Here is a 23730-nt window from a genome sequence, read left to right as displayed (position 1 = left end):
AAACTATCACCGCTATTCCCAGAGCCTTGTCGGCACCACCATCAGCACTGTGCGCTGACCGATCGCCACGTTGGCATTGGGGAAGACCACCGCCTCACGCGGCTTCTCGACCGTGTAGCGCAGCTCACCATCCTCGGCCAACACGAACCCTTGGGGGAATTCGGTGAAGTTGTCCACATCGCTGGCGAATAGAAAGCGAAACTGCTCCGATTTTTTGGTGATCACCCGATCGATGGCAAACAGGGTGAAATCATCCGCCCGCCACGGCTCCAGTGCCACTTCATCCTGAGTGACCAGCTCCTGCAGCGCCTGACGAGTTTCGATAAAGCGGGTCATGTCGTTCTCACCAAATGGCCGTACCTTGCCCAGCTCCACCGTGAAGGCATGGGCGCCATGCTGGCGGGAGCTGTAGTAGCTGAAGGTCGTGGTCGGGCTGGCGGAAAGCAGTATGGTACGCACCCCGCAGGCGCCGAGGAACTGCACCTGCTCGCGGCAGTGGGGCCGCTCGTGGGGAAAGGGGTAGACGGCGAACTTCTCGTGGCGCGAACCGCGAATGGCGGTGTGCAAATCGTAGTGGTAACGGGGACGAGCCGGATCGGCAAAGAAGCGGCTCACATACTGCTCGAGGCGCATGGCGCGGATCCGCTCCCGATTGCAGAGCCCCTCTCCCTTGCTGTGTGCACCGGAGAAGAGCCGGTTCATGTTCTCCTCCACCTCTCGCAGCCCCAGATTCATCGCCGCCGGATTGCCAAACAGGAACAGCACCCGATGACGGGCACTCAGCTCGCCTGAAAGCAGACGGCTCAGCAGCTGGTTGCAAATCTCGATGGGGGCTGTCTCGTTGCCGTGAATACCGCAGGAGAGGACGATATCCTTGCGTCCTCCCGGCTGGTCGCCCGCGCCACTGGCAGGCTCCAGACAGAGCACGCCCGTATCCCAGACGCAGACCCGCGCACCATCGGGCAGGGCAAATTCAAAGGGCTCAAGCTGCCACTCATGGCTGCGGGTCAAGGCCAAAAAATCGTGCTGGGGAATCATCCGTCTCACCCTCTCGCTCTGGAATACTATGGCCGGATTATACGCAAGGCATCGCGGCTTAAAATCGTTTTTTAAACAAATTCAAACATTAACGACACAAGTGTGATAACAATCTAACGATGACAGCAATGACAGTAGCGATGTGGAATAAAGAGGAGAGGAAAAAGGATCAACAAATAACAGGGGGAAAACGGGGGGAGATAAAACAGACAATGACAGACCTGGCGGCTGGTCCCCACAGGGGCAGAACAGCAAACGACTCAGCAGAAAAACAAGGCATCCATGCCCGGTAGATCAACCACGCCAGAACGGCTTGGTGGTCTCTTGATAACGGTCAGCTTCGTTCAGGCCGATATCTTTAAGCAGGTACTCGGGCAGCTCGGAGAGCTGGCGACGGCTGCGGCTGCGCTCCAGCCAGGTCAGAACGGTCATTTTAACGCGAGCAACCAGATTAAATTGGCTGGAATGCTGGTAACCGGTTTCGGTATAAGTCATGTTGGCCATGATGTGGCTCCTCTGAATATTTGTTTACGCACTGGGCTTTATTTGATGCGCAGAGCTTAGTCAGGGAGCAGGGCCGACTCAATTGACGAATTTTGATACGTTACATTAGGAAAACTAATAGTAAAAGGCTGGCTGATACAATTTTAATGCTTTGATTTATAAAGAATAATTAAATCACCATTCGACCATCAACGGCCCGCAGCATATTGTGCTGCATGGCACCACCTTACATATGCAATTTACCGCATTGCCTATGCACTCGCCAATGGACGTGCCATGGGTGGCAACCCCGCCATTACATTCAATTGTTAATTTAGCGATCTCTTTGAGATCTTAAATTAACACAATGAAACATAAAACAAACTTACTTTTCCTCTCTCGATGAAGACCCGAAAACGCCCCTCTTGGCGCGCAACCGGCATACTGGTATGGTTATTTATACAGTAGTTTATTCCCCTGCCCTGACGCCATCGTTTATGCCGTCAGAGGCGGATGAAACCACAGGATCACCGATGGATACCTTTACCCCGACCGCCGCCCTGCGTCAACAGATGGCCGCCATTGAAGCCTCTCTCAACCAGCTGGCCGATCTGCTTTGCCAACTCGATCTGCAGGAGGCCCATGTCTATCCCCTCCCCCCGGTGCCACAGGGGGAAGAGCACGACCCGATCGAACAAATTGAGGTGGGCTATCTCAACGGTGAAGCCGCGCTGGCGGCCACCCTCGCCGCTTATCGGGACCACAGCGCCCGTCCCGGCTGCTCCACCAAGGCGACTCATCGGCTGCCTGGCTGGTTGCGCTTTCCTGCCGCCGCAGCCCCCTTGCTGCAACCGCTGATCGACCAAATCAACCAGCGCAAGCTCGATTTCAAAGCACTGGTGCAGCAGGCGGGGGGACGGGACGAGAAGTTCGAGCTGGTACATACCGCCCTGCCCGGGGTGATCACCCTGCAGGTCTACCGCAAACTGACCCTGTTGGCGGGGGAGCTGCAATCCCTCGGCTTTACCTGGGCTGACAAGCAGACCATCAATCGCCTCAGTCGCGAGCAGGTGCTTGAGATGCTGGAGCGCAGCCGCCGCTACATACCGGCCCTCTCCAACAACGAGGAGTGGAGCAAGATGGTGGATCAGGAGGTGTACGACATTCGCCGTCTGCCCGCCGATGCCGAGCTGCGGATCCGCCGCCCGGTCAAGACCCACCCGATGATCAATCTGCTCTGGCTGGAGCGCACCCCGCGCAAGCAGCAGATCAAGGCGAGCCTGCCTCTGCTGCTCTGCTCCGATACCCCGCCTGCAGTCACCCATCTGGGCAACTATCCCCCCAAGAGCCGGCAGGCGCGGCGGGATCGCAAAATTGGCGGTGAGCCCATCATCGAGCGGCTGCACCTCTATCTCTATCAGGGGTGACTGGATCAGGGATAGCTGGTTCAGGGATAACTGCGCCGCCTTGCCACCATAAACGAGTACCCCATATCTGCGTCCCAAACGAGAAAGGGGAGAACATCTCCGGATGTTCTCCCCTTTTCTGTATCGATAGACGGTATGTAAGGCGGCGTCGCCAATCAGCCCATCAGCAGGGCCCGCAGGCTCTCCACATCCAGCCCGCGCACCTCGGACTGGCCGCTCAGCAACCCATCGGCCAGCGCCCGCTTCTCGTCGTGCAGGGCGACAATCTTCTCCTCCACCGTCTGCTCGCACACCAGCCGGTACACGGTCACCGGCTGGGTCTGCCCCATCCGGTGGGCCCGATCGCTCGCCTGATCTTCCACCGCCGGGTTCCACCAGGGATCGAGGTGCAGCACGGTATCGGCCTGGGTGAGGTTGAGACCGGTGCCCCCTGCCTTGAGGCTGATGAGGAACAGCGGCACCTCCTCATGACGAAAACGCAGGATGGAGTCCTGACGGGACTTGGCAGAGCAGCCCCCATCCAGATAGCAGTAATCCCAGGATTTTTGCTCGATGCGGGCACGCAACAGGCTCAGCAGATCGACGAACTGGCTGAACACCAGCACCCGATGACCACCGTCTATCGCCTCTTCCAGCAGGGCCATCGCCTCGTCCAGCTTGCTGCTGGTTTGCGACCACTCGGGCATCACCAGCTCCGGCGAGCAGCAGAGACGGCGCAGCCGGGTCAGGCCACTCAGCACATGCATCAGGGCGCGACCATCGGCGCTTTGCACCTGCTGCACCACTTCCCGCCGGGTCGCCTCGTAAAGCTGGCGCTCTTCGGGGGAGAGGCTGATGTGGTGGATGATCTCGGTCTTGTCCGGCAGCTCGGTCAACACCTGCTGCTTGAGGCGACGCAGGATAAAGGGGCTGATCACCGCCCGCAGCAACGCCATGTGCTGAGGATCCTTGACCGCCTTGCCAAAGCGACGCTTGAACTCGCCAAGGCTGCCGAGCAGCCCCGGGTTGATAAAGGTGAAGAGGCTCCACAGCTCGCCCAGATGGTTCTCGATGGGGGTGCCGGAGAGGGCGAGGCGAAAATCGCCGTCGAGCTGGAACAGCAGCTTGGCGCGCTGGGTACCGGCGTTTTTGATCTGCTGCGCCTCATCGAGCACCATGCTGGACCAGCGGCGGGACTTGAGCGCCTCCGCCAGGCTGCCGAGCATGCCGTAGTTGATGAGGATCACCTGACCGGCCTTGGCCTCGCGAATGATCCCCTCCCGCTCGGCCGGGTTCTCGAACACCACCACATCCAGTTCGGGGGCGAAACGGGCCACCTCCTCCTGCCAGTTGGTGACCACTGACTTGGGCACCACTACCAGGGCAGGGCCAAGGTGCTGGCGCATCCGCAGCACAATCAGCGCCTGCAGTGTCTTGCCCAGACCCATGTCATCGGCCAGACAGGCACCAAAACCGTGATGGGCAAGGGTCGCCATCCAGCGCACCCCCTCTTTCTGATAGTCCCGCAGGGAGGTAAGCAGCTCGTCCGGGCAATCGACCTCCTGCTGCCACTCCTGCTGCAGGGATTGCCACGCCGCATCCCCTTCGGTGGTAATGACCGAGAGCAGACGAGTGAGCGGATAGGCCAGCTTGTTGTTGATGCGCTGCTCTTCATCGAGCATGGCCCCCAGCATGGTGAGCCGCTCCACCAGCTTGTCGCTCAGCATCAGGCTGGTCTTCTCGTCGAGCTGAACGGTGCGCTGCCCCGGGGTCATCTGGCGCAGAATAAGGCGCAGATCGAGGATCTGGTGCTCATCGAGGGCCAGTGCCCCTTCGACCTGGAACCAGTCCTGCCGCCGCTCGATGCGCAGGCTCAGAGCCGCTTCATCAAGGCTCTTGAGGCGAGCGCTGTCCTGATGCCAGTGAATGACCACACCGGCATCCACCAGCTCGGGCAGGGCATTGACCAGCGCCAGCGCCTGTTCCCCCTGCAGCAGCCACTCGCTGCCGGGCAGGCCGATGGGGAGTTGATTGCGCAGTAGCTGGGCCTGCAGCTTCTCGGCCGCGAGATCCCGCTGCCAGTAGTGGTACGCCTTGATCCCCTGCCGTACGATCGACTCCCCCTTGCCAAGGGGCTGAGGCGGCAGACCCTCAAAGCGGGTCACCAGCTTGACCGACAGCTGACCATCCTGCCAATCCAGTTGCACCGAAGGAATGCCCGGCCAGGGAGCCAATTCGGCGTTGCCGCTAAGCCCCGCAACCTGACTGTGCCAAGGCAACTCGGGAATGGCATCGAGCGTGCGTTGCAACTCAGCCAGCCCCTCGGCGGGCAGCAGCGGGATAGATTCGAGCGCTGGCAAGCGGTCGAGCAGCGGCTGCGGAGTGAGGATCAGCTGCCACAGATCCTGCGCCAGCGGCATGATATGGGCCCCGCGGGCGGCCGCATCGGGGCAGAGCTGCGCGCTCATCCCCTGTTCGGTGGCCACCACCTGCAGCAGGGGGGCGCTGATGGCCAGTTGCAGCTTTTGCCCCTTGGCGTTGAACAAACGGGGGTGATCGGCCAGCGGCGCCCAGACATCCCGCGGCAGTCGTCCCATCACCCGTGGCAGGGTGCGGACCAGTGCCCAGTCGTGCTCATCGAGCATGGCGGCATACTGGGTAGAGAGCAGGGCCGGATCGACCCGGCGACCGGCGGTCCACTCCCCCTTGGTGCTCAGTTTCTGGATCTTGCACTCCAGCTCGGGGCCCTCGGCATGGAGCAGCCACACCAACCGCTCCTGCGGCTTGCGCACGCCACTGGAGCGTCCCAGCCCCTGCAGCCAGTTGAGCCAGCTGGCAGAGGCCGCGGTTTTATCCTCGTCCCCGTCATCATCCTGCTCGTCACTGCCCTCTTGCGCACTCTCCTCACTGCCGCGCAGCTGGCATAAGGGCGCCCCTTTGGCCGCCTCGCCCAACAAGATGCGCAGCAGATCCTGACAAAACGCCATCAGGCGATGATGGGGCTCGGCATCGAGCAAATGGGTGAGATCCCACTTGTGCAGCATGGCCACCTGCGGGCTCTGGGCACCGTGACGGGCCAGCGCGCAGAGATCGAGCCAGAGGTAGCCCCAGTGGAGCTCCTCCACCGGCAGTTGCAGGGTATCGAACAGGCCGACCGCCTGACCGTGGCGATCACCCGCCCACTGGCTGAGCAGGTCGGCAAGCAGGGGGAACTGGCCGGTCAGACTGCGCTGCCACTTCTTGCGCTGTTCGCTGGCGATGACGGGATCGGCCTGCTGCAACCAGCCAAGCCAGAGCAGGGCGCTGAATGAACGGGGCCACTGGCCCGCTTCACCCTCATCGGTTCCCTGCCACTGGCCCAGCGCGGTGAGCAGCCGCTCGCCAAGCGGGCCGCTCTGGTTCTGCTGTGCCAGCGCCTGCAGGGCCGGCCAGCCGGGGGCGGCATCCTTGTCCTCGCCGGTTGGCGATGTGCTCTCGCCATCCCCGCAGAGCCAGCGCCACTCCGCCTCGAACGCTTTGGCCCGGGCCTGCACCTCGGGGGCGCAGCGCACCAGCGCATTGGCCAGCGGCCAGCGCTCTTCATAGGGGGCATCGAGCAAGAGTTGCAGCGAGAAATGCTCCAGCAACATTTGCTGCCAGGCTGGGCTGGAGCCCGCCAGCAACTGGTGAGCGTCCGGGGTATCGAGCAGGGTGAGCAGATCGCTGGCCGAGAAATAGGTGGGGATCTCCCCCGCCTTGCCGCGGCAGAGCTCGCGCACCACCGCATGGGTAAGATCCTGCCCGGTCAATGAGGGCACCCGGCTCCAGTCCGGCGCCGGGCAGAGACCGGCACGTACCCCCAGGATCAGCGCCAGCGTCCCCTCGGCGGTCAGGCTCCACTGCTGCTCCCCGCGCAATCTGACCAGCCCCGCATCCTGCAGTCGGGTCAGTTTATCGATCAGGGCATGGCCTATCGCCAGTTGTTCTTGCAGCAAACGGGTACTGGCAACGCGCTGCAATTGCAGGGTGGCGAGCAGGGCATAACTATCCGAAGAGAGGGTGGACGCAGACATCAAGACTCACGGGCAAGTGCAAAAGCGGAATTTTAACGGTAAAGCGCCAGCGGCTCGACCCTTTACCGTGAAATAACTCAAAAAAAAACGGCCATCCATGATGACCGTCGAAAGTAACGAAGGAAATAGCCGGATCATCCGGTTACCTCCCACAGCGGGAAAATCGGGAGCGCTAGCCCCTAATTCGTGGAGCCAATGCTAGAGGTTGGCGCCCGAAAAAGCTTTGAAGCGGATCACAGTTGAAAAGGATTTCTGAAAACGGTTTCAATTTTTGACGGCAAAAAACCATGATTTCACGCCAAATGAGCCATGTCCCAACCCCTCCTGCTCACCCGGCACAAGCGGTAGAAAACCCTATAACGGTCGCTTGTCGAACGCCCCTGTGCGGGCAGCTGTCAGCTGTATAGCTTCATCAGAACCTGCCACCCCTAGGCTAGATTTCAGGGCCACCGGACATGGCCGAGATGGGCCAGGAGAGCACGAATCGGCTCCCTCCCCGTCCGGTAGATTGGCAAACCGCGCTGCCGCCGTGGGCCTCTGCAATCGCCTTGACCACGGCGAGTCCAAGCCCGCTACCGCCGCTCTTACGCGAGCGTGACGGATCTCCACGACGAAACGCATCGAAGATACAGGCGGCGACCTCCTCGCTAATGCCAGGTCCCTCATCTTCCACACTCAGGACGCACACACTCTCCGAGCGATGCAGCCGCACGGTCAGCAACCCCGGCAACGCGTGCTTCTGGGCATTTTCCAACAGCGCCATCAGGGCCTGACGGATGCGAAACAGATCGCAGCAAACATGAAGTTCGCTATCCAGCTCCCGCTGCAACACAAATCCGCTCGCCGCCAAAGGGCTGGCAAATGCCTCAAGCACCACGGCAAGCTCGTCGGCCAGCCTGACCTCGGTCCGCTGCAACTCCAGATGACCGCTGTCGTTGAGGCTCAATACCCGCAAATCCTCGATCAGGTGATTGAGCCCCTCCACCTGACGCAGCAACCCCTCGAAGAGTTCGCTACTGGGAGGAAATACCCCTTCGGCCAGCCCCTGCAAGCGGCCGCGCAAAATGGTCACCGGAGTGCGCAATTCGTGGGCGATGGCGGCATTCCAGAACTCCCGCTCGCGGGTCATGCTCTGCAGCCGCTCGGCCATGGCGTTGAAGTCGCGCACCAGTTGCGCCGTCTCCCCGATCGCCTGCTCATCCTCCGGCACACGGGCATCGAGTTTGCCCTCGGCCACCTCGCGCAGGCTGGTTGCCACCGAGTTGAGCGGAGTCAGGATGCGGCGAGAGAGGCGAACCGCCACGTACAGCGCCATCCCCAATGCAATGAGAATGGTGGAGCCGATCCATAACATCTCGACTCTGGAGGGCACCCAGGTCTCGGAGATGCTGCCCGGCACAAACGCCACGGCGATGCCATAAAACACATAGGTGCCGATCACCGCGAGGGAGATGATGCCGAGCGCCATCAAGCCCAGAGAGCGGATGATCTGCCTGCGAAGGCCGGGCGCCGATTTCATGCATCGCCCCCGAAGCGATAGCCAACGCCCCAGACACTGGCGGGGACCCCCTGAATGCCGTGTGTCTCCAGCTTCTTGCGCAACTTGCTGATGTGGCTATCCACCGTACGCTCCTGGGTATCCCCCTCCGGCAAGCAGTGAGTCAGCAGTTCGGCGCGACTGAACACCCGTTTCGGCGCCCGCATCAAAGAGGCGAGCAACTTGAACTCGGTCAGGGTCAGCTCCAGCACCTGCTGCTGGTCATCGCGGAAAATGCTGGCCTCGTGGCTCTCCAGATCGATCTGAAACTGGCCGACCCGCAACACGTTCGCCGTGGCAGGCTTTACGGCTCGGGTGCGCCTGAGCACGGCCTGCACTCGCGCCACCACTTCGGCCGGATTGAAGGGTTTGACCACATAGTCATCCGCCCCCATGCGCAGCCCCATCAGCTTGTCGAGATCCTGATCGAGGGCGGTCAACATGATCACCGGCGTATCGCCGCGCGCCCGGATCTCGCTGAGCACCTGCCAGCCATCCAGTTGCGGCATCTGCACATCCAGCAGCAGGAGATCGGGTTTGAATGCCTGATGCATGGCCAGCGCTTCACGACCATCGGCGGCGTGCAGGGAGCGCAAGCCATGACGTTGCAGGTAAGCGGCGAGGATGTCGGCGATCTCTGCTTCATCCTCTGCAATCAGTACCAGTGACTGGCCCGCCGGGCTGGCGGAAGCATTGAGATGGGACATAGTCGGACTCGAAAAAAGGTGGCGTTGAACTTTATCATCGCCTCCATGGATTCTCCACAAAGCTTCGAATCATTCGCAATAGCCCCTCGCCATAATGGCCGCTCGATGCACTCTTCGGTCACATCACACCGGAGAGACGGTTTAACGAGGTGAGTGGATGATGTTTGTCAAACAGCGGTATGCGGGCGCCCTGCTCGCCGTCATTGCCGCATTCGGGTTGGCGAGTTGCGATGTCGCGCCGCAAGAGCAGGAGGCACCCGCCCTTCCTCAAGTGTCGGTGCTGACATTGACTGGTCGGGAGCTTGTCATCAGCGAGGATCTGCCCGCCCGGGTGGCGGCACTGCGCAGCGCCGACATTCGCGCCCAGATCAGCGGTATCGTGCAGCGCCGCCTGTTCGAGCAGGGCGCCGAGATCAGCGCAGGCACAGTGCTGTTCCAGATAAACTCGGCCCCCTTCAAGGCCGATGTCGACAGCGCCGCCGCCGCATTGCAACGGGCCGAGGCGGTGCTGGCCCGCGCCCGCATCCAGATTGACCGCCTGAAGCCGCTGCTGCGCACCGACGCCATCAGCCGCCAGACCTATGACGATGCAGTCTCCCAGCGGGATCAGGCGACCTCCGATGTGGCCCAGGCCAGGGCGACCCTGGCCCGGCACCAGCTGAACCTGCAATTTGCCAGCGTGGAGGCCCCCATCGCCGGGCGAATCGATCAGGCGCTGGTGAGTGAAGGGGCCCTGGTGTCGCCCACCGATGCCACACCCATGGCCCGAATACAGCAGCTCGATCAGGTCTACGTCGATGTGCGTCAACCGGCCTCGGTGCTGGAATCCCTGCGCCAGCAGGCTGGCTCAACGGCACCGGAACTGGCGGTAGAGATCCTCGGTAGCAATGGCAGGCCGCTGGGCATGCAGGGGCACATCCTCTTCTCAGGTATCGAGGTCGATGCCGGAACCGGCGACGTGCTGTTGCGGGTGCTGGTGGACAATCCCGAGAGGCGGCTGTTGCCCGGCCTCTATGTGCAGGCGCGCATCTCCCGTGCCCGCTATGCCAACGCCCTGACCATGCCCCAGCAGGCGGTAGTTCGCACATCGGGTCAGAGCAGCGTGTGGGTGGTGGATGGCCAGGGGCAGGCACAGCTGGTTCCGGTCAACACCGCTGAACTGGTGAATAGCCAGTACCGCATCGCGTCCGGGCTCAGTGCCGGGCAACAGGTGGTGATCGAAGGGATCGACCGTCTGACCCCGGGGGTTCAGGTCATTGCCTCCCCCTGGCAACCACCCGCCGTCAGCCAACCGGCTGACGGTGGCATTCGCTGAATCGGAGAGTTATCCATGCCGCAGTTTTTCATTCATCGCCCGGTGTTTGCCTGGGTGATCGCCCTCTTCATCGTGCTGGCGGGGATCATCGCCATCCCCAAGCTGCCCATCTCCCGCTATCCCTCGGTGGCGCCGGTGTCGGTAACCCTCTATGCCACCTATCCGGGCGCCACGCCGCAGACCCTGAACGATGCGGTGGTGAGCCTTATCGAGCGCGAGCTGTCGGGAGTGAAGAACCTGCTCTACTTCGAGTCCTCTGTGGACGCCTCCGGCAGCGCGCAGATCACCGCCACCTTCAAGCCGGGCACCGATCCGGAGCTGGCCCAGATGGACGTGCAAAACCGCATCAAGGCGGTCGAGCCTCGCTTGCCACAGGCGGTGCGGCAAACCGGCCTGCAGGTGGAGTCCGCCTCGTCCGGCTTTCTGATGATGGTCGGCATGACTTCACCGGATGGCCGCTTCGATGAAGTTGCCCTCAACGACTACATGGCACGCAATATTGTGCAGGAGCTGCGCCGCATCGACGGGGTAGGACGAGTGCAGCTGTTCGGCGCCGAGCAGGCCATGCGCATCTGGGTAGATCCGGCCAAACTCGCCGCCTACGGGCTGACTATCAGCGAGGTGGCACAGGCCATCGAGCAGCAGAACATCCAGATTGCCCCGGGGCGCCTCGGTGACGAACCCGCCCTGCCTGGGCAGCGCCTGACGGTTCCCCTCACGGTTCAAGGGCAGCTGACGACCCCCGAGGCATTCGCCGCCATCGTGCTGCGAGCCGGTGGTGATGGCGCCAAGCTTGTGCTGGGTGATGTCGCCCGGGTCGAGCTGGGGGCGCAATCCTACGCCTTTTCCAACCGGGAGAACGGCGTGGCTGCCACCAGCGCCGCCATCCAGCTCTCCCCCGGCGCCAACGCCGTGCGTACCGCAGATGCGGTGCGCACCCGTCTCGCCCAGCTCGCCCCCACCCTGCCGGCGGGCATGGCCTATTCGATCCCCTTTGACTCGGCCCCTTTCGTCAAGGTCTCCATCGAAAAGGTGATCCACACCCTGCTGGAAGCCATGGTGCTGGTGTTTCTGGTGATGTTTCTCTTCCTGCAGAACCTGCGCTACACCCTGATCCCGGGCATCGTCGCCCCCATTGCTCTGCTTGGCACCTTCGCGGTGATGCTGCTGGCCGGTTTTTCGATCAACTCCCTCACCATGTTCGGCATGGTGCTGGCCATCGGCATCATAGTCGACGACGCCATCGTGGTGGTGGAGAACGTCGAGCGCCTGATGGCCACCCGGGGGCTGTCGCCCCGGGAGGCGACGTCGCAAGCCATGAAGGAGATCACCGGAGCGGTGATCGGCATCACCCTGGTGCTCACGGCGGTGTTTCTCCCCATGGCGTTTGGCAGCGGCTCGGTGGGGGTCATCTACCAGCAGTTCACCCTGTCGATGGCGGTGTCGATCCTCATTTCGGCCTTCCTAGCCCTGACCCTGACGCCCGCGCTCTGCGCCACCTTGCTGCGTCCGGTCAGTCCGGATCATCATGAGAAGCGCGGCTTCTTCGGTGCCTTCAACCGGGGTTTCGAGCGGTTCACGGCAGGCTACGGTGCGCGGGTAACCCGGCTGGTCGGGCGCAGCGGACGGATGATGGCAACCTTTGCAGCCCTCTGCGCCGTGCTAGCCATCGCCGCCGCCCAGCTGCCCTCCTCTTTCCTGCCGGACGAGGATCAGGGCTACTTCATGACCTCCATCCAGCTGCCGACCGGCGCCACCAGCGAGCGTACTCTTGAGGTGGTCAAGGCCTTCGAGGCTCACGTCGCCTCTCGCGAGGCGCTGGACACCAATCTAGTGGTGCAGGGCTTCAGCTTCTCCGGCGCAGGCCCCAATGCCGCCATGGCCTTCACCATGCTCAAAGATTGGGATCAGCGTCATGGTGCCACGGCAGCCGAAGAGGCAGATCTGGCACAAGTGGCTATGGCAAATATTCCTGAAGGCACGGTAATGAGCCTGCTGCCGCCCGCCATCGACGAGCTGGGCACCGCCTCCGGCTTCACCCTGTTCCTGCAAGACAGAGCCAACCGGGGAGATGCCGCGCTGCTGGCCGCTCAGGCCCAACTGCTGGAACTGGCCGCCAAAAGCCAGGTAGTCAGTGATGTGTATCCCGACAATCTGCCTCCCGGCGAGAGCATTCACCTCGAGATCAACCGACAGAAGGCCGAAGCCATGGGACTCTCGTTCGCCAGCGTCAGCAGTACCCTGTCGGCCGCAATGGGGTCGCTCTACGTCAACGACTTCCCCAACGGTGGGCACATGCAGCAGGTCATTCTGCAGGCCGACGCGTCGGCGCGCATGCAGCTCGATGACGTGCTCGGCCTGCGGGTGCGCAATGCCAGCGGCGGCATGGTGCCCCTGCGGGAAGTGGTGACACCGGAATGGCGCGAATCGCCGCAACAGATGATGCGCTTCGATGGCTTCCCTGCCGTGCGTATTGCCGGGGGGGCAGCGCCCGGCATCTCCAGCGGAGCGGCGATGGCGGAGATGGAGCGTCTGGTGGCGCAACTGCCGCCAGGCTTCGCATTGGCCTGGACGGGACAGTCGTTGCAAGAGCGCCAGTCGGCCGAGCAGGCCCCCCTGCTGATGCTGTTGTCCGCGCTGGTGGTCTTCCTGGTGCTGGCGGCACTCTACGAAAGCTGGTCGATCCCGCTCTCGGTGATGCTGGTGGTGCCGCTGGGCCTGCTCGGTGCCGTCGCGGCAGTGATGCTGCGCGGCATGCCCAACGACGTCTTCTTTAAAGTAGGCATGATCACCATCATCGGTCTGTCGGCCAAGAACGCCATCCTCATCGTGGAGTTTGCGCGCCAGTTGCACAGCGAAGGGCGCTCACTGCTTGATGCGGCTGTCACTGCTGCCCGCCTGCGCCTGCGCCCCATTCTGATGACGTCGCTGGCCTTCACCCTCGGGGTAGTGCCCTTGATGCTCGCCAGTGGCGCCAGCGCGGAGACCCAGCACGCCATCGGCACCGGCGTGTTTGGCGGCATGATCAGCGGTACCCTGCTGGCCATCTTCTTCGTACCGGTCTTTTTTGTCTTCATCATCGGGGCGCAGCAGCGTCTGCACTCCTGGCAGGCACGGCGAACATCCAACGGCATTCATCCGGGCCGATGACCACAGATACACAGGCAGCCGAATAATTCCTCAGCACATCACCAAAAGAAAAAGCCCAACCTGCTAAACAGGTTGGGCTTGGTATGTGGCGGAGAGACAGGGATTCGAACCCTGGGTGGCATTGCTGCCACAATTGATTTCGAGTCAATCCCGTTCGGCCACTCCGGCATCTCTCCGTGGGGAGAGAATTTTACCCAAGCTGGGCCGAGGATGCAATAAAAATTTCTTAGATATCAAATGGCTGAATCAGATATCTGGGAGCAGGCTCACAATGCGGCGCGTGCTGTTCGTGTTGCTAGGTCACCCTGCATCCACCCGACATTAACCCGCTCGCACACCCGGCCATTATCCACGTCGTGATATTTCCCCATTGCCATGAGGCGCCTCTTTTTCCTGCTTAGTGCTCAAATTTATGAGTGATGCCGATTTTGGCAGGTTTCCTATGTATCCCCACATCATTGCGGGTGTGCAGCAAGCTGGTAATCATGGGCTGATTGAGGAACAATCGCGCCATTCTGGCGGCAGTGTTGATGATGTTCCGCCCCGATTGAACTGATGGATCTCCTTATGCGATTGCCGAAACTCAAGCCCCTACCCTTAACGCCCGCCCTTTCCATGCTGCTGGCAGCGATCCTGCTCTGCGCGGCGCCGGCAGAGGCCAAACGCTACCCGCTGCCACCAGCCGGGAGTCGCCTCATCGGTGAGCTGGAGGATTACATCATCCAGCAGAATGAACATCTGGAACTGGTTGGCAAAAATACGCAAATTGGATTTTTGGCACTGCTTGAGGCAAATCCGGGTGTAGACCCCTATTTACCCAAGCCGGGCACCCGCTTGACGCTGCCCACCCAGATGCTGCTGCCTGATGTGCCTCGCGAGGGGATCGTCATCAATCTGCCCGAACTGCGTCTCTACTACTTCCCCAAAGGGAAGAGCGAGGTCATCGTGCTGCCCATCGGGATTGGTGATATCGGCCGCGAAACACCCGAGATGACCACCACTGTCATCGAGAAGAATCCCAACCCGACCTGGGTGCCCGGCCCCATGGTGCGCAAATCCTGGCTGGAGCAAAAAGGGATCACCCTGCCCGCCATGGTGCCCCCCGGCCCGGAGAATCCCCTTGGCAAGTTCGCCATGCGCCTTGGCTATGGCAAGCGCGACTACCTGATCCACGGCACCAACAAGGATTTTGGCGTTGGCCTGCGGGTAAGTGCAGGCTGCATCCGGCTTCGACCTGACGATATTGAGGCCCTGTTCAAGATTGTGCCGATCGGCACGCCGGTACGGGTCATCAATCAACCGGTCAAGGTCGCCATCGAGCCGGATGGTCGCCGCTGGCTGGAGGTGCACTCCCCGCTCTCCCGCACCGAAGAGGAGCTTGAAAATGGCGCCCCGCTGGTGCTATCTCCGGCCATAGAGAGCTTTATCAGCGCACCTGACGTGATGCAGGATGAGGTGACGGCGGCGCTGGAGAGCAAAAATGGCCTGCCCCGCCCCATCAGCAGTTAACTCATCAGCACCTGCACCATACCGGAGTTGCCTTACGTCATGAAATATCTGCCTCTCATGCTCATGGTGGTCTGCCACCCCCTGTGGGCAAAAGACATTCTCTGGATGAACAATGGCGATCGTCTGACCGGCACCATCGAAGAGATTGGCGATGAGTCGGTGCGCATCGCCCTGCCCTATGCCGGCGCTGTGACCGTCAAGCGGGATGCCATCAAGCGCTGGCGGCTGGAGCATCAGGATAAACCCAAGGCGACCGCCAAAGGTGGATTCACCCTGTTCAAGGATGAGCAGGATGAACGCAAGGCCTGGCTCTGGACCGGTAGTGGCGATCTCAACATCAAGCTCAAACACAAGGACAAACACACCAACAACGTCAACTTCAAGGGCAAGACCGAGTTGGCCAATCTGGACTGGCGCTACAGTTTCTCCGGAGAGTACTCCTACGAAACGTCTGACAGCGTCACCGATAACCACGACTACAAGCTGAACCCGACCATTGACTACTTTTTCGATCAGCAGTGGTTTGTGCGCAGCTCGCTCAATGCCGAATATGACATGCTGGAGAGCAACTACCTCAGCCTCGACTACGGTACCGGGCCCGGTTACCGCTTCTGGAACGAGAAGCGCCGTCGGCTGGAGTTCGTGGCGCAAGGGGGTCTGCGTAAGGCCTACTTCAGGGAAGAGAGCGGGATTGGGTTGCTCTTCAAAGGTAACCGGATCATCGACTATCCCTTTGCCAGCATGAACTGGGATTATCGCCAACCCATCCCGATATGGCGGGAAAAACTGGAGCTGTTCAGTCAGGGGCGCTATCTGCTCTATCTGGATCAACCTTCCCCCTATATCACGCTGAATCGAGATGTGACCGGCAGCGTGGGCCTGCGCTACTACTTCAACGACCACCTGCGCCTCTCCTGGTCGAGCGAAATGGAGTGGGAAGATGGCGAAGTGCATTTCGTCGGTCTCGAGCAAAAGTACAAAGAGACCGAATTCAGGCATTTGCTCAATCTGGGCGCCAGTTTCTGAGTCAACTGCAAACAGAAAGAGGAGCCAAGTTGGCTCCTCTTTCTGTTTTGGTCATCACCTGCCATGGCCCTTCTCCGATGATGGGGCAGGCAACAGATGAGAAACCGACCGTACGCTCAGATCAGTCCCCAAGCGGCAATCTGGTAGATCCATACCATCGCCAACAGGGTACCCACCAACCCCATGATGACGCCGATGCGCACCATCTGGTGGCTCTCCACCAGACCGGTGGCGTGGGCCAACGCATTGGGGGGGGTACTGATGGGCAGCGACATCCCGAGCGAAACCGAAATGGTGACCGCCAGGATCAGGGTGTGACTGCCGCCCCACTCGGCCAGCTCCGGCATGCTGACTGCCAGCGCCGCTACCAGTGGCAGCAGCAGGTTAGCGGTCGCGGTGTTGGACATAAAGTTGGCCATCACTACCGCCAGCAAACAGGCGCCGATCAGCACCGCCAGCGTGGAGTATTCGTGGAATGGAATATGGGTGATAAGCCGCTCGGCCAACCCGGAGTCCTCCAGCGCCAACCCCAGCGCGATACCACCCGAGACCAGCCAGAGCACGTCGAGGGAGATCTTGTGCAGATCGTCCTTGGTGATGATGCCGGTGGTCAGGAACACCGCCACCGGGATCATGGCGACCACGTAGGAGCTCATACCGTGCAGATCCCCCAGTAGCCAGAGCACTATGGTGGTGATAAAGGTGAGGTAGACCACCCAGGCGCGGGGGGTCTGCATAAAGTGCCCCTCAATTTTGAGATCCATCCGCTTGAGAGTGCTCGGGAAGAAGCGTCCCAGCAGAAACCAGCCGAGCAGCAACAGCAACACCACAAAGGGCACCGCAAATCCCATCCACTGACCGAACGAGATGGCATGCTCGCCGGTCAGGTATTTGAGGGCCACCGCGTTGGGCGGAGTGCCGATGGGAGTGCCGATCCCCCCGAGGTTGGCCGCCAGCGGAATGGCCAGCACAAAGCCGATTTTGGCCGGATCCTTGTCGGGAAACGCCGCCAGCACCGGAGTGAGGATGGCCAGCATCATGGCAGTGGTGGCGGTATTGCTCATGAACATGGAGAAGGTGGCGGTGATCAGCATCAGCCCCAGCATGACGATCCGGGGATCCTGACCGAACGGGCGCAGCAACACCCGCGCCAGATTGACGTCCAGATGGTACTTGGTCGCCGCAATGGCGAGGAAAAAACCACCGAGAAACAGCATGATAACCGGCGAGGCAAAGGTCGCCATCACCTCGGTGGACTTGAGCAACTCACCAAAGCCTGGCTCTGCCTTGTCGGCGGTCATGAACCAGAGCCCCTTGTCGGAGAGCAGCAGCAGCTCCAGCACGATGATCAGCACCGAGGTGGCGAAGATGGGGATGGGCTCCAGGATCCAGCAGAGGGCGGCCAGCACGAAAATGGCCACGACCCGCTGCTCGATGACGGTAATCCCCTCCAGCGGGATCCAGTGGGTCGGGATCAGCAGGATGGCGAGGCTAAGCAGCAGTGGCAGAATAATCTTGTGATTGATGGGCACTATTGTCTCCAGGATCGGGAGTAAGAAGCCAATAGTGGCATAACATGCTATCGCCTCACGCGGCCAACTCGCCAAAATGAGAGCTGGCTAACTGCACGGCGCACCGTTTTGTGAGTCATATCAAGCTGGGGTCAGCGCGCTATGGCTGACGCCTCAACCCTTGCAACAAACAGGCAAAAAAACGGGCCCGCTGTTCGTTGCACACGACAGCGGGCCCGTTTCACCATTCATGCCGATGAGGGGGCTCAGAAGTAGATGCGGGTCACCGACTCGATGACGCAACCCGGGCGACGGATCCCTTCGATCTCCACCTTGATCTCTTTGAGCAACTCCAGCCCGCCCTTGATGGGGGTGACCCGGGCCAGCTTGGTGCGGGCGCGGATGTTGCTGTCCACCTTGATGGGGTACGGGAAACGCACCTGATCCAGCCCGAAGTTCACCACCATGCGGGCGGTCGGGAACTCGGGGGTGGCCTCATCGACCGAGCCGGTCAACTGCGGCAGCAGCGCCAGGGTCAGGAAGCCGTGAGCGATGGTGGTCTTGAAGGGCGACTCGGCGGCCGCGCGCTCCGGATCGGTGTGGATCCACTGGTGATCCCCGGTCACGGCAGCAAACTGATCGATCATCTGCTGGCTGACGTGCAGCCACTCACCGACGTGGGTCTCTTCACCGATGCGGGCCTGCAGGGCAGCATAAAGCTCGGCCGCCTCGGCCCCCAGCTCCACAGCGGGTTCCTGAGCCACGGCATGCTGACCGTTGGCTACTTGTGCCACGGTTGCTGCATCCTGTTGCTGCTCGCTCTGGGACTCGGCTTGCAAGTCCAGCACACGCCCCAGCAAAGGGTGAAGATGTGCCTTTTGCTGAAACTCACGCCAGTAGTCGCGGATCGCCGGAGAGAGCCAATCCTTGAGCTCAAAGGGGTGCTGCGCCAGAATTTCGCGCTTGCGCTTCAGAAAATCGACAACTTTCATCTACCGATCCCTATTTGATTCAATGCCTGTAAAGAGGTCTAACCAGTCCTATTTTATTAAAGTTTCAGCTGTGAGTGCAAAAAAATCTCGGCGTACACCTGTACCAAGGCGGAAGTAACTACTTACACCATGTAAACCAGCACGATCTGCCAATGAGGAAAACGATTACCAGAGATACCGCCAGCAGGTGAAATTCGCGGGGCTCATTATGAAAAAGGCCCTTATCGGGCCTTGTGGTGGGGGTCAGCGCGCGCTCGACCAGCCGCTACGTAATCCCTCTTCATCCAGAAAGGACCAGGCGAGGATCCGGCTCACCTTGTTGCCCTGTGCCATGTCGATCACCCGTACCTGACGCGCCCCCACCCGGCTCAACGCCTTTTTCGCCCCCGGCAGGTTCTCTTTTTTCGACACCAGCGAGCTGAACCAGAGGCACTGAGTGGCAAACTCCTTGCTCTGGGCAATCATGTTAGCCAGAAACGCCGCCTCGCCCCCTTCGCACCATAGCTCAGCCTTCTGGCCGCCGAAGTTGAGCACAGGGGCGCCTGTCACCTCCTTGCCCAGATTGCGCAGCTTGCGCTCCGTCCCCTTGCTCGCCTCCTCCAGCGACGCATGGAACGGCGGATTGCACAGCGTCAGGGCAAAGCGCTCCTTTGGCCCTATGATGCCGCGAAACACATGGTTGGGGTTACCCTGCAGGCGACACTCAATCTGATTGCCGAGCCCGTTGCTCTTGGCCAGCAGGGTGGCCGCCTTGACCGAGACCGGATCGATATCCGATCCCACAAAACGCCAGCCATATTCGCGGGCCCCCAGCAGCGGATAGATGCAGTTTGCCCCCACCCCGACATCCAGCACCCTCACCCCCTTGCCGGTAGGGACGAGGCCTGCGCTCTCGGCCAGCAGGTCGGCCGCCCAGTGCAGGTAGTCCACCCGTCCCGGGATAGGCGGGCAGAGGTAACCGGCAGGCAAGTCCCAGTGGGCAATCCCGTAGTGATGGGCCAGCAGGGCGCGATTGAGGGTCTTCACTGCATCGGGATCGGCAAAATCGATGGTGCGGGTGCCGTAGTCATTGATAAAGACATGAGCGGCCAATTCGGGAGTTCGCAGGCAGAGCGCCTCAAAGTCGTAACCCGCCAGATGGCGATTACGGTAGTGAAGTCCGGATTTACGGTCGCCCGACTTGGGGCCACCGGCTGATGGGATGCGGGGTTTCATGCTGAGCCTGCCGAAGAAAACGGGCCCACACTATAGTGATTTGACTCGGGAAAGTCTAAACGACGGCAATAAAAAACCGGGCTATCGAGCCCGGTTCAAGTGAGGTTGGAAAAACAGTCCGTACTGCGAGCCGTTTGTCCAGCCTGACTCAGATATCGATCCGGCGAGCTTGCCAGAACTTGTTGCGCCAGTATTGGCTGTCCAGCTTGGAGCGGGTCACACCGGCTCGAGTCGAGGCATGGATGAATTCGCCATTGCCGACATAGATGCCAACGTGGTTGAGACGACGATTGATTTTGAAGAAGACCAGATCACCCTCGACCAGATCCTGCTTGGAAACACGCGTCCCTTCATGGACTTGAGAGCGGGTATCACGGGGTAATTCGATGCCGACGGCATTGCGGAACACTTCACGGGCAAAGGCGGAACAGTCGATACCGCGCTGGCTACTGCCCCCCATCCGGTACGGAACACCACGCCACTCTTTGTATACAGTCAGGATTTCATTCACATCGGGTGTCTGGGAAGCTTCCGGTTCGATGACAGGTTCAACCATGGAAACTTCGATCTTGCTCGCGACCTCGGGTTGGGGTGCCGAGGCACAACCCACCATTCCGAGCGCGACCAGCAGTAGCATCAGGTGGCGCAATCCTTTATCCCCGCTAAATAGTAAATCTTGTTAAAATACGGCCCCAAAGGGCAATTTATAAGGCAACAGCACCCGACTATATCCAAGAATTCTATCGAGGCAAGTGAAAATCCCTATCAAGCTCACATTTTTGCAAGGAAATGCACGATTTTTCATAATTAATGTGATCATGCCCAAACAATATACAATCGCAAAAAGAGCCTTGGGCCTCATAGATAACTGGCTTTTATCCCTGCTTCAGCATCTTTTTAAAGTGAAAAATCATGATCGAAATCGATCTTTTTTTGTTAAAACCGGCCAAGGTATGCCAGGAACTGCTTACTCAATTGCCTGAATGGCTGTCAACCGATGAGCTGCATATCTGGCAAGCCATGACCCATCCTGAACGGCGTCAGGAATATCTGGTGAGCCGCGCCCTGCTGCGCCAGCTATTGGCCGAGCGGCTGCAACAACCTGTCGCCAGTCTGCAATTTTGCAACGGCCCCCACGGCAAGCCCCGACTGCATGATGATGCTTGGCAGTTCAATCTGAGCCACAGTGGCAGCTGGCTGGTGTTGGCGCTCTGCCCGCATGGGCCGCTTGGGGTGGATATCGAACTGGGCAAACGTCGGCATCATCCCCTCCCCCTGGCCCGCCGGTTTTATGCACAGAGTGAATATGAGTGGCTCTGCGCACAACCTGCTCAAGAGCAGGAGAGCGCCTTCTACCGGCTCTGGTCACGCAAGGAGGCGGTACTGAAAGCTCATGGTGGCGGTATAGCTGCGGGGCTGGAGAAGGTGCGGTTTCTCCCGGAGGAAGGATGGCGACTCGACAACCTGCTCGATGACACCCCTTATCAGGTACAAGATTGGTCCTTTGCCAGCGGCTGGCTCAGTCTCGCGGCGACGGCAGCCCCTGTGACCTTTTACCGGCTGGATGAGCGCTTGAATTGCCACTCGCTTAACCCCATGTTACTCAACACCCTTTCTGAAGAGTCCAACTCATGATCGTCGACATTACTCCCCAGAATTTTCACGCTGAACTTATCGATGCGTCCATGAAGAAGCCGGTCGTCATCTATTTCCATGCTCCGCAGATGCCGGAGTGCCAGGGGATGACACCGCTGATCGAATCACTGGTTGGGCCCGCCAATGAGCAGGTCACCCTGGCCAAGGTGGATATGAACGATCCCCAGTTGCAGCCGCTGGCCAGTCAGCTCGGCCTGCGCGCCCTGCCCGCATTGGTGCTGTTCCATCAGGGTCGCCCTGACGAACAGGGGATCATCGAAGGGCCGCAGGATGAAGCCACCCTGCGCCAGTATTTCGCCGCCTTCGCCCCCAAAGAAGAGGAAGAGTTGCTGGCCAAGGGGCAACAGGCACTGGCTGACGAGCAGCCCAGCATCGCCTATGCCCATCTGACCAAGGCACACCAGCTGGCTCCTGAACGTCACGACATCAGCCTGTGGCTCATTCAGGCTGCGCTCGACCTCAACCTGCTGGAGGAAGCGCAGGAGCGCCTCGGCACCATCCCGATGGTGGCGCAGGATAGTCACTTCCATACCCTGAGCTCACGGCTGGCACTGGCCCTGCAAGCGGCAGACAGCCCGGAGCTGCGCGCGCTGGAAGCCCGCCATGCAGAACAGCCTGATGATTTTGCCCTGACTCAGGAGCTGGCGGTGCAATACAACCAGGCTGGTCGTCAGGAAGAGGCGTTGGGACTGCTGCTGGAGATCCTCAAGCGGGATTTGGCATTCGGCGATGCCAGAAAAACCTATCTCGATATTCTGGCGACCATGGGCAGCACACCGGCGGCACAGAGCTACCGTCGCAAACTCTATAGTCTGCTCTACTGATCGGAATCGAACTGGCTGCTAATGATGGGGGAGTGCCGGGAGACCGGCATGACCTCATGGGTCAAGTACGAAGATGGTGCTGTGGGAATAGTGGAGATACGGTGAATTTCAGGCAAAAAAAAATGGCGCAAAACTGCGCCATTTTTTTCGCATGGATTACTTCTTGTAGGAAGTAGCCATGTTGTCGATGCGCTGGTTAGCACGCATAGCTTCTTGCTTGGCTTCGGCAACATCAGCAGCGATTTTGGACTGATCAGCACGAACTGCGCTAACATCTTGAGCCAGTTGGTCAACTTTGTTAGACAGATTCTGAACGGAAGTTTCCAGTTCGCTGGTGTTTGCACAACCGCCCAGCAGAGCGGACAGACCAACAACACCTACCAACAACAATTTTTTCATTTTTAAAGCTCCCTTGAACTCGCCAGACGTTTAGCAAGCGGCGTGATTATGGCACAAAAAAATCCTACTTTGCATAGTCCCCACCACAGATAAATGCATTAAAACCCTCATTTTTTTTTGAATGAACAGTTTTTGTCCAGATTCGTCTAAAAAATGAGTGCCGTGTGGTGGGGGCACGGACAAAGGTTAACCAAATTTTTGCCTTATTACAATTTCGTATGAGGCTCAGGCTGTACGTTCTGACAACAATTGACGATATTGCACCAGATCCTCGATGGTCAGCACCGGCATCTGGTGCTTGCGACCAAACGCAACCAGATCTGGCAAACGCGCCATCGAGCCATCTTCCTTGGTCAATTCACACAACACACCAAACGGTTTGAGGCCAGCCAGCTGCATCAGATCGACCGTCGCTTCGGTATGACCGCGGCGGGTAAGCACCCCACCGGTTCGCGCACGCAACGGGAAAACATGACCCGGGCGGTGCAGATCACCCGGTTTGGCGCCGTCTGCGATGGCTGCACGGATAGTGGTGATGCGATCAGCCGCCGAGACACCGGTCGTGACCCCCTGCGCCGCTTCGATGGTCACGGTAAAGGCGGTCTGGTAGTGGCTGGAGTTGGCCTCCACCATCATCGGCAGTTCGAGCTGGCGAACCCGCTCGTCGGGCAGGCAGAGGCAGACGATGCCGGAGCACTCGCGGATCATCAGCGCCATCTGTTCATTGGTCATGGATTCGGCGGCGAAAATGAGGTCGCCCTCGTTCTCCCGATCTTCATCGTCGGCCACCAGCACGCCGCCTCCGGCACGCAAGGCAGACAGGGCTGTTTCGACACGGGCAATGGGATCACCGAATTCACTGAGTAGAGACTGATTCATGGTAAAACTCCTAAACAAGACAAGGACCAGA

At 60.1% G+C, this 23730-nt stretch carries 18 protein-coding genes and 1 tRNA gene; 7 read left to right on the top strand and 12 right to left on the bottom strand.

The window, feature by feature from the left end; all coding sequences use genetic code 11:
• Positions 1–12 precede the first annotated feature (12 nt).
• Positions 13–1038 carry a succinylglutamate desuccinylase gene (astE, locus tag ACTG1P_RS20650; protein ID WP_440002118.1) on the bottom strand — a complete coding sequence of 342 codons (1026 nt, stop codon included), beginning with the start codon at positions 1036–1038 and terminating at the stop codon, positions 13–15.
• Positions 1039–1332: 294 nt separating this feature from the next.
• A complete protein-coding gene (locus ACTG1P_RS20645; RefSeq protein WP_139731847.1) occupies positions 1333–1542 on the bottom strand; it encodes a DUF1127 domain-containing protein in 210 nt (69 codons plus the stop codon).
• A 512-nt stretch (positions 1543–2054) separates the two neighbouring features.
• Here ACTG1P_RS20645 and ACTG1P_RS20640 point away from each other — a divergent pair.
• Complete coding sequence (locus ACTG1P_RS20640; RefSeq protein ID WP_440002117.1) at positions 2055–2948, top strand: DNA replication terminus site-binding protein; 894 nt, start codon at positions 2055–2057, stop codon at positions 2946–2948.
• A gap of 155 nt (positions 2949–3103) precedes the next feature.
• Here ACTG1P_RS20640 and ACTG1P_RS20635 read toward each other — a convergent pair whose 3' ends face one another.
• The 3 genes from ACTG1P_RS20635 to ACTG1P_RS20625 all read right to left on the bottom strand — a co-directional run bounded on the left by ACTG1P_RS20635 (position 3104) and on the right by ACTG1P_RS20625 (position 9223).
• Positions 3104–6979 carry an SNF2-related protein gene (locus tag ACTG1P_RS20635; RefSeq protein ID WP_440002116.1) on the bottom strand — a complete coding sequence of 1292 codons (3876 nt, stop codon included), beginning with the start codon at positions 6977–6979 and terminating at the stop codon, positions 3104–3106.
• A gap of 433 nt (positions 6980–7412) precedes the next feature.
• Positions 7413–8498 carry an ATP-binding protein gene (locus ACTG1P_RS20630; protein ID WP_440002115.1) on the bottom strand — a complete coding sequence of 362 codons (1086 nt, stop codon included), beginning with the start codon at positions 8496–8498 and terminating at the stop codon, positions 7413–7415.
• On the bottom strand, positions 8495–9223 hold the full coding sequence (locus ACTG1P_RS20625; RefSeq protein ID WP_040065122.1) for a response regulator: 729 nt from the start codon (positions 9221–9223) through the stop codon (positions 8495–8497). The genes ACTG1P_RS20630 and ACTG1P_RS20625 overlap by 4 nt, the downstream gene beginning before the upstream one ends.
• A gap of 157 nt (positions 9224–9380) precedes the next feature.
• Here ACTG1P_RS20625 and ACTG1P_RS20620 point away from each other — a divergent pair, with 157 nt between their 5' ends.
• Positions 9381–10538 carry an efflux RND transporter periplasmic adaptor subunit gene (locus ACTG1P_RS20620; protein WP_440002114.1) on the top strand — a complete coding sequence of 386 codons (1158 nt, stop codon included), beginning with the start codon at positions 9381–9383 and terminating at the stop codon, positions 10536–10538.
• 15 nt (positions 10539–10553) lie between these two features.
• Positions 10554–13688, top strand: a complete 3135-nt coding sequence (locus ACTG1P_RS20615) for a multidrug efflux RND transporter permease subunit (RefSeq protein WP_440002113.1) — start codon at positions 10554–10556, stop codon at positions 13686–13688.
• A gap of 86 nt (positions 13689–13774) precedes the next feature.
• On the opposite strand, the gene ACTG1P_RS20610 is transcribed toward ACTG1P_RS20615, so the two are convergent.
• Positions 13775–13864, bottom strand: a tRNA-Ser gene (locus ACTG1P_RS20610).
• A gap of 439 nt (positions 13865–14303) precedes the next feature.
• Between ACTG1P_RS20610 and ACTG1P_RS20605 the strand changes: the two genes are divergently transcribed.
• Positions 14304–15197, top strand: a complete 894-nt coding sequence (locus ACTG1P_RS20605; RefSeq protein ID WP_440002326.1) for a L,D-transpeptidase family protein — start codon at positions 14304–14306, stop codon at positions 15195–15197.
• A 39-nt stretch (positions 15198–15236) separates the two neighbouring features.
• The gene (locus tag ACTG1P_RS20600) at positions 15237–16223 is read left to right on the top strand and encodes a DUF481 domain-containing protein (RefSeq protein WP_440002112.1); all 987 of its coding nucleotides are present in this window, start codon (positions 15237–15239) and stop codon (positions 16221–16223) included.
• A 116-nt stretch (positions 16224–16339) separates the two neighbouring features.
• Here the strand turns inward: ACTG1P_RS20600 and ACTG1P_RS20595 are convergent, their stop codons facing one another.
• The 4 genes from ACTG1P_RS20595 to ACTG1P_RS20580 all read right to left on the bottom strand — a co-directional run bounded on the left by ACTG1P_RS20595 (position 16340) and on the right by ACTG1P_RS20580 (position 20578).
• Entirely contained in the window at positions 16340–17755 is a 1416-nt protein-coding gene (locus tag ACTG1P_RS20595) for an SLC13 family permease (RefSeq protein ID WP_440002111.1), read from the bottom strand.
• 245 nt (positions 17756–18000) lie between these two features.
• Positions 18001–18726: a MaoC family dehydratase gene (locus ACTG1P_RS20590; protein WP_203117558.1), complete on the bottom strand. Its 726-nt coding sequence runs from the start codon at positions 18724–18726 to the stop codon at positions 18001–18003.
• A gap of 243 nt (positions 18727–18969) precedes the next feature.
• Positions 18970–19941 carry a 23S rRNA (adenine(1618)-N(6))-methyltransferase RlmF gene (rlmF, locus tag ACTG1P_RS20585; RefSeq protein ID WP_440002110.1) on the bottom strand — a complete coding sequence of 324 codons (972 nt, stop codon included), beginning with the start codon at positions 19939–19941 and terminating at the stop codon, positions 18970–18972.
• Between the two features lie 148 nt (positions 19942–20089).
• Positions 20090–20578 carry a C40 family peptidase gene (locus ACTG1P_RS20580; protein WP_005334331.1) on the bottom strand — a complete coding sequence of 163 codons (489 nt, stop codon included), beginning with the start codon at positions 20576–20578 and terminating at the stop codon, positions 20090–20092.
• Between the two features lie 275 nt (positions 20579–20853).
• Between ACTG1P_RS20580 and ACTG1P_RS20575 the strand changes: the two genes are divergently transcribed.
• Positions 20854–21576, top strand: coding sequence for a 4'-phosphopantetheinyl transferase family protein (locus ACTG1P_RS20575; protein WP_440002109.1), 723 nt, complete (start codon positions 20854–20856; stop codon positions 21574–21576).
• The gene (locus ACTG1P_RS20570; protein ID WP_440002108.1) at positions 21573–22421 is read left to right on the top strand and encodes a tetratricopeptide repeat protein; all 849 of its coding nucleotides are present in this window, start codon (positions 21573–21575) and stop codon (positions 22419–22421) included. Before ACTG1P_RS20575 ends, ACTG1P_RS20570 begins: the two co-directional genes overlap by 4 nt.
• A 156-nt stretch (positions 22422–22577) precedes the next feature.
• Here the strand turns inward: ACTG1P_RS20570 and ACTG1P_RS20565 are convergent, their stop codons facing one another.
• Positions 22578–22820: an Lpp/OprI family alanine-zipper lipoprotein gene (locus ACTG1P_RS20565; protein WP_005334342.1), complete on the bottom strand. Its 243-nt coding sequence runs from the start codon at positions 22818–22820 to the stop codon at positions 22578–22580.
• Positions 22821–23045: 225 nt separating this feature from the next.
• Complete coding sequence (ribB, locus tag ACTG1P_RS20560; RefSeq protein WP_440002107.1) at positions 23046–23699, bottom strand: 3,4-dihydroxy-2-butanone-4-phosphate synthase; 654 nt, start codon at positions 23697–23699, stop codon at positions 23046–23048.
• Between the last annotated feature and the right edge of the window lie 31 nt (positions 23700–23730).

The sequence above is a fragment of the Aeromonas sp. 11P genome (assembly GCF_051920165.1).
GTDB lineage: Bacteria > Pseudomonadota > Gammaproteobacteria > Enterobacterales > Aeromonadaceae > Aeromonas > Aeromonas veronii.
This window is presented reverse-complemented; position numbering and strand designations above follow the sequence as displayed.

What these genes read in the sequence shown, in the direction of transcription:
- ACTG1P_RS20580 (WP_005334331.1), bottom strand. Translation starts at nt 20,578, where the DNA reads ATGCTACTGCTGGTCGCGCTCGGAATGGTGGGTTGTGCCTCGGCACCC.
- ribB (WP_440002107.1), bottom strand. Translation starts at nt 23,699, where the DNA reads ATGAATCAGTCTCTACTCAGTGAATTCGGTGATCCCATTGCCCGTGTC.
- ACTG1P_RS20570 (WP_440002108.1), top strand. Translation starts at nt 21,573, where the DNA reads ATGATCGTCGACATTACTCCCCAGAATTTTCACGCTGAACTTATCGAT.
- ACTG1P_RS20565 (WP_005334342.1), bottom strand. Translation starts at nt 22,820, where the DNA reads ATGAAAAAATTGTTGTTGGTAGGTGTTGTTGGTCTGTCCGCTCTGCTG.
- ACTG1P_RS20600 (WP_440002112.1), top strand. Translation starts at nt 15,237, where the DNA reads ATGAAATATCTGCCTCTCATGCTCATGGTGGTCTGCCACCCCCTGTGG.
- rlmF (WP_440002110.1), bottom strand. Translation starts at nt 19,941, where the DNA reads ATGAAACCCCGCATCCCATCAGCCGGTGGCCCCAAGTCGGGCGACCGT.
- ACTG1P_RS20635 (WP_440002116.1), bottom strand. Translation starts at nt 6,979, where the DNA reads ATGTCTGCGTCCACCCTCTCTTCGGATAGTTATGCCCTGCTCGCCACC.
- ACTG1P_RS20645 (WP_139731847.1), bottom strand. Translation starts at nt 1,542, where the DNA reads ATGGCCAACATGACTTATACCGAAACCGGTTACCAGCATTCCAGCCAA.
- ACTG1P_RS20575 (WP_440002109.1), top strand. Translation starts at nt 20,854, where the DNA reads ATGATCGAAATCGATCTTTTTTTGTTAAAACCGGCCAAGGTATGCCAG.
- ACTG1P_RS20620 (WP_440002114.1), top strand. Translation starts at nt 9,381, where the DNA reads ATGATGTTTGTCAAACAGCGGTATGCGGGCGCCCTGCTCGCCGTCATT.
- ACTG1P_RS20625 (WP_040065122.1), bottom strand. Translation starts at nt 9,223, where the DNA reads ATGTCCCATCTCAATGCTTCCGCCAGCCCGGCGGGCCAGTCACTGGTA.
- ACTG1P_RS20640 (WP_440002117.1), top strand. Translation starts at nt 2,055, where the DNA reads ATGGATACCTTTACCCCGACCGCCGCCCTGCGTCAACAGATGGCCGCC.
- ACTG1P_RS20590 (WP_203117558.1), bottom strand. Translation starts at nt 18,726, where the DNA reads ATGAAAGTTGTCGATTTTCTGAAGCGCAAGCGCGAAATTCTGGCGCAG.
- ACTG1P_RS20605 (WP_440002326.1), top strand. Translation starts at nt 14,304, where the DNA reads ATGCTGCTGGCAGCGATCCTGCTCTGCGCGGCGCCGGCAGAGGCCAAA.
- ACTG1P_RS20615 (WP_440002113.1), top strand. Translation starts at nt 10,554, where the DNA reads ATGCCGCAGTTTTTCATTCATCGCCCGGTGTTTGCCTGGGTGATCGCC.
- astE (WP_440002118.1), bottom strand. Translation starts at nt 1,038, where the DNA reads ATGATTCCCCAGCACGATTTTTTGGCCTTGACCCGCAGCCATGAGTGG.
- ACTG1P_RS20630 (WP_440002115.1), bottom strand. Translation starts at nt 8,498, where the DNA reads ATGAAATCGGCGCCCGGCCTTCGCAGGCAGATCATCCGCTCTCTGGGC.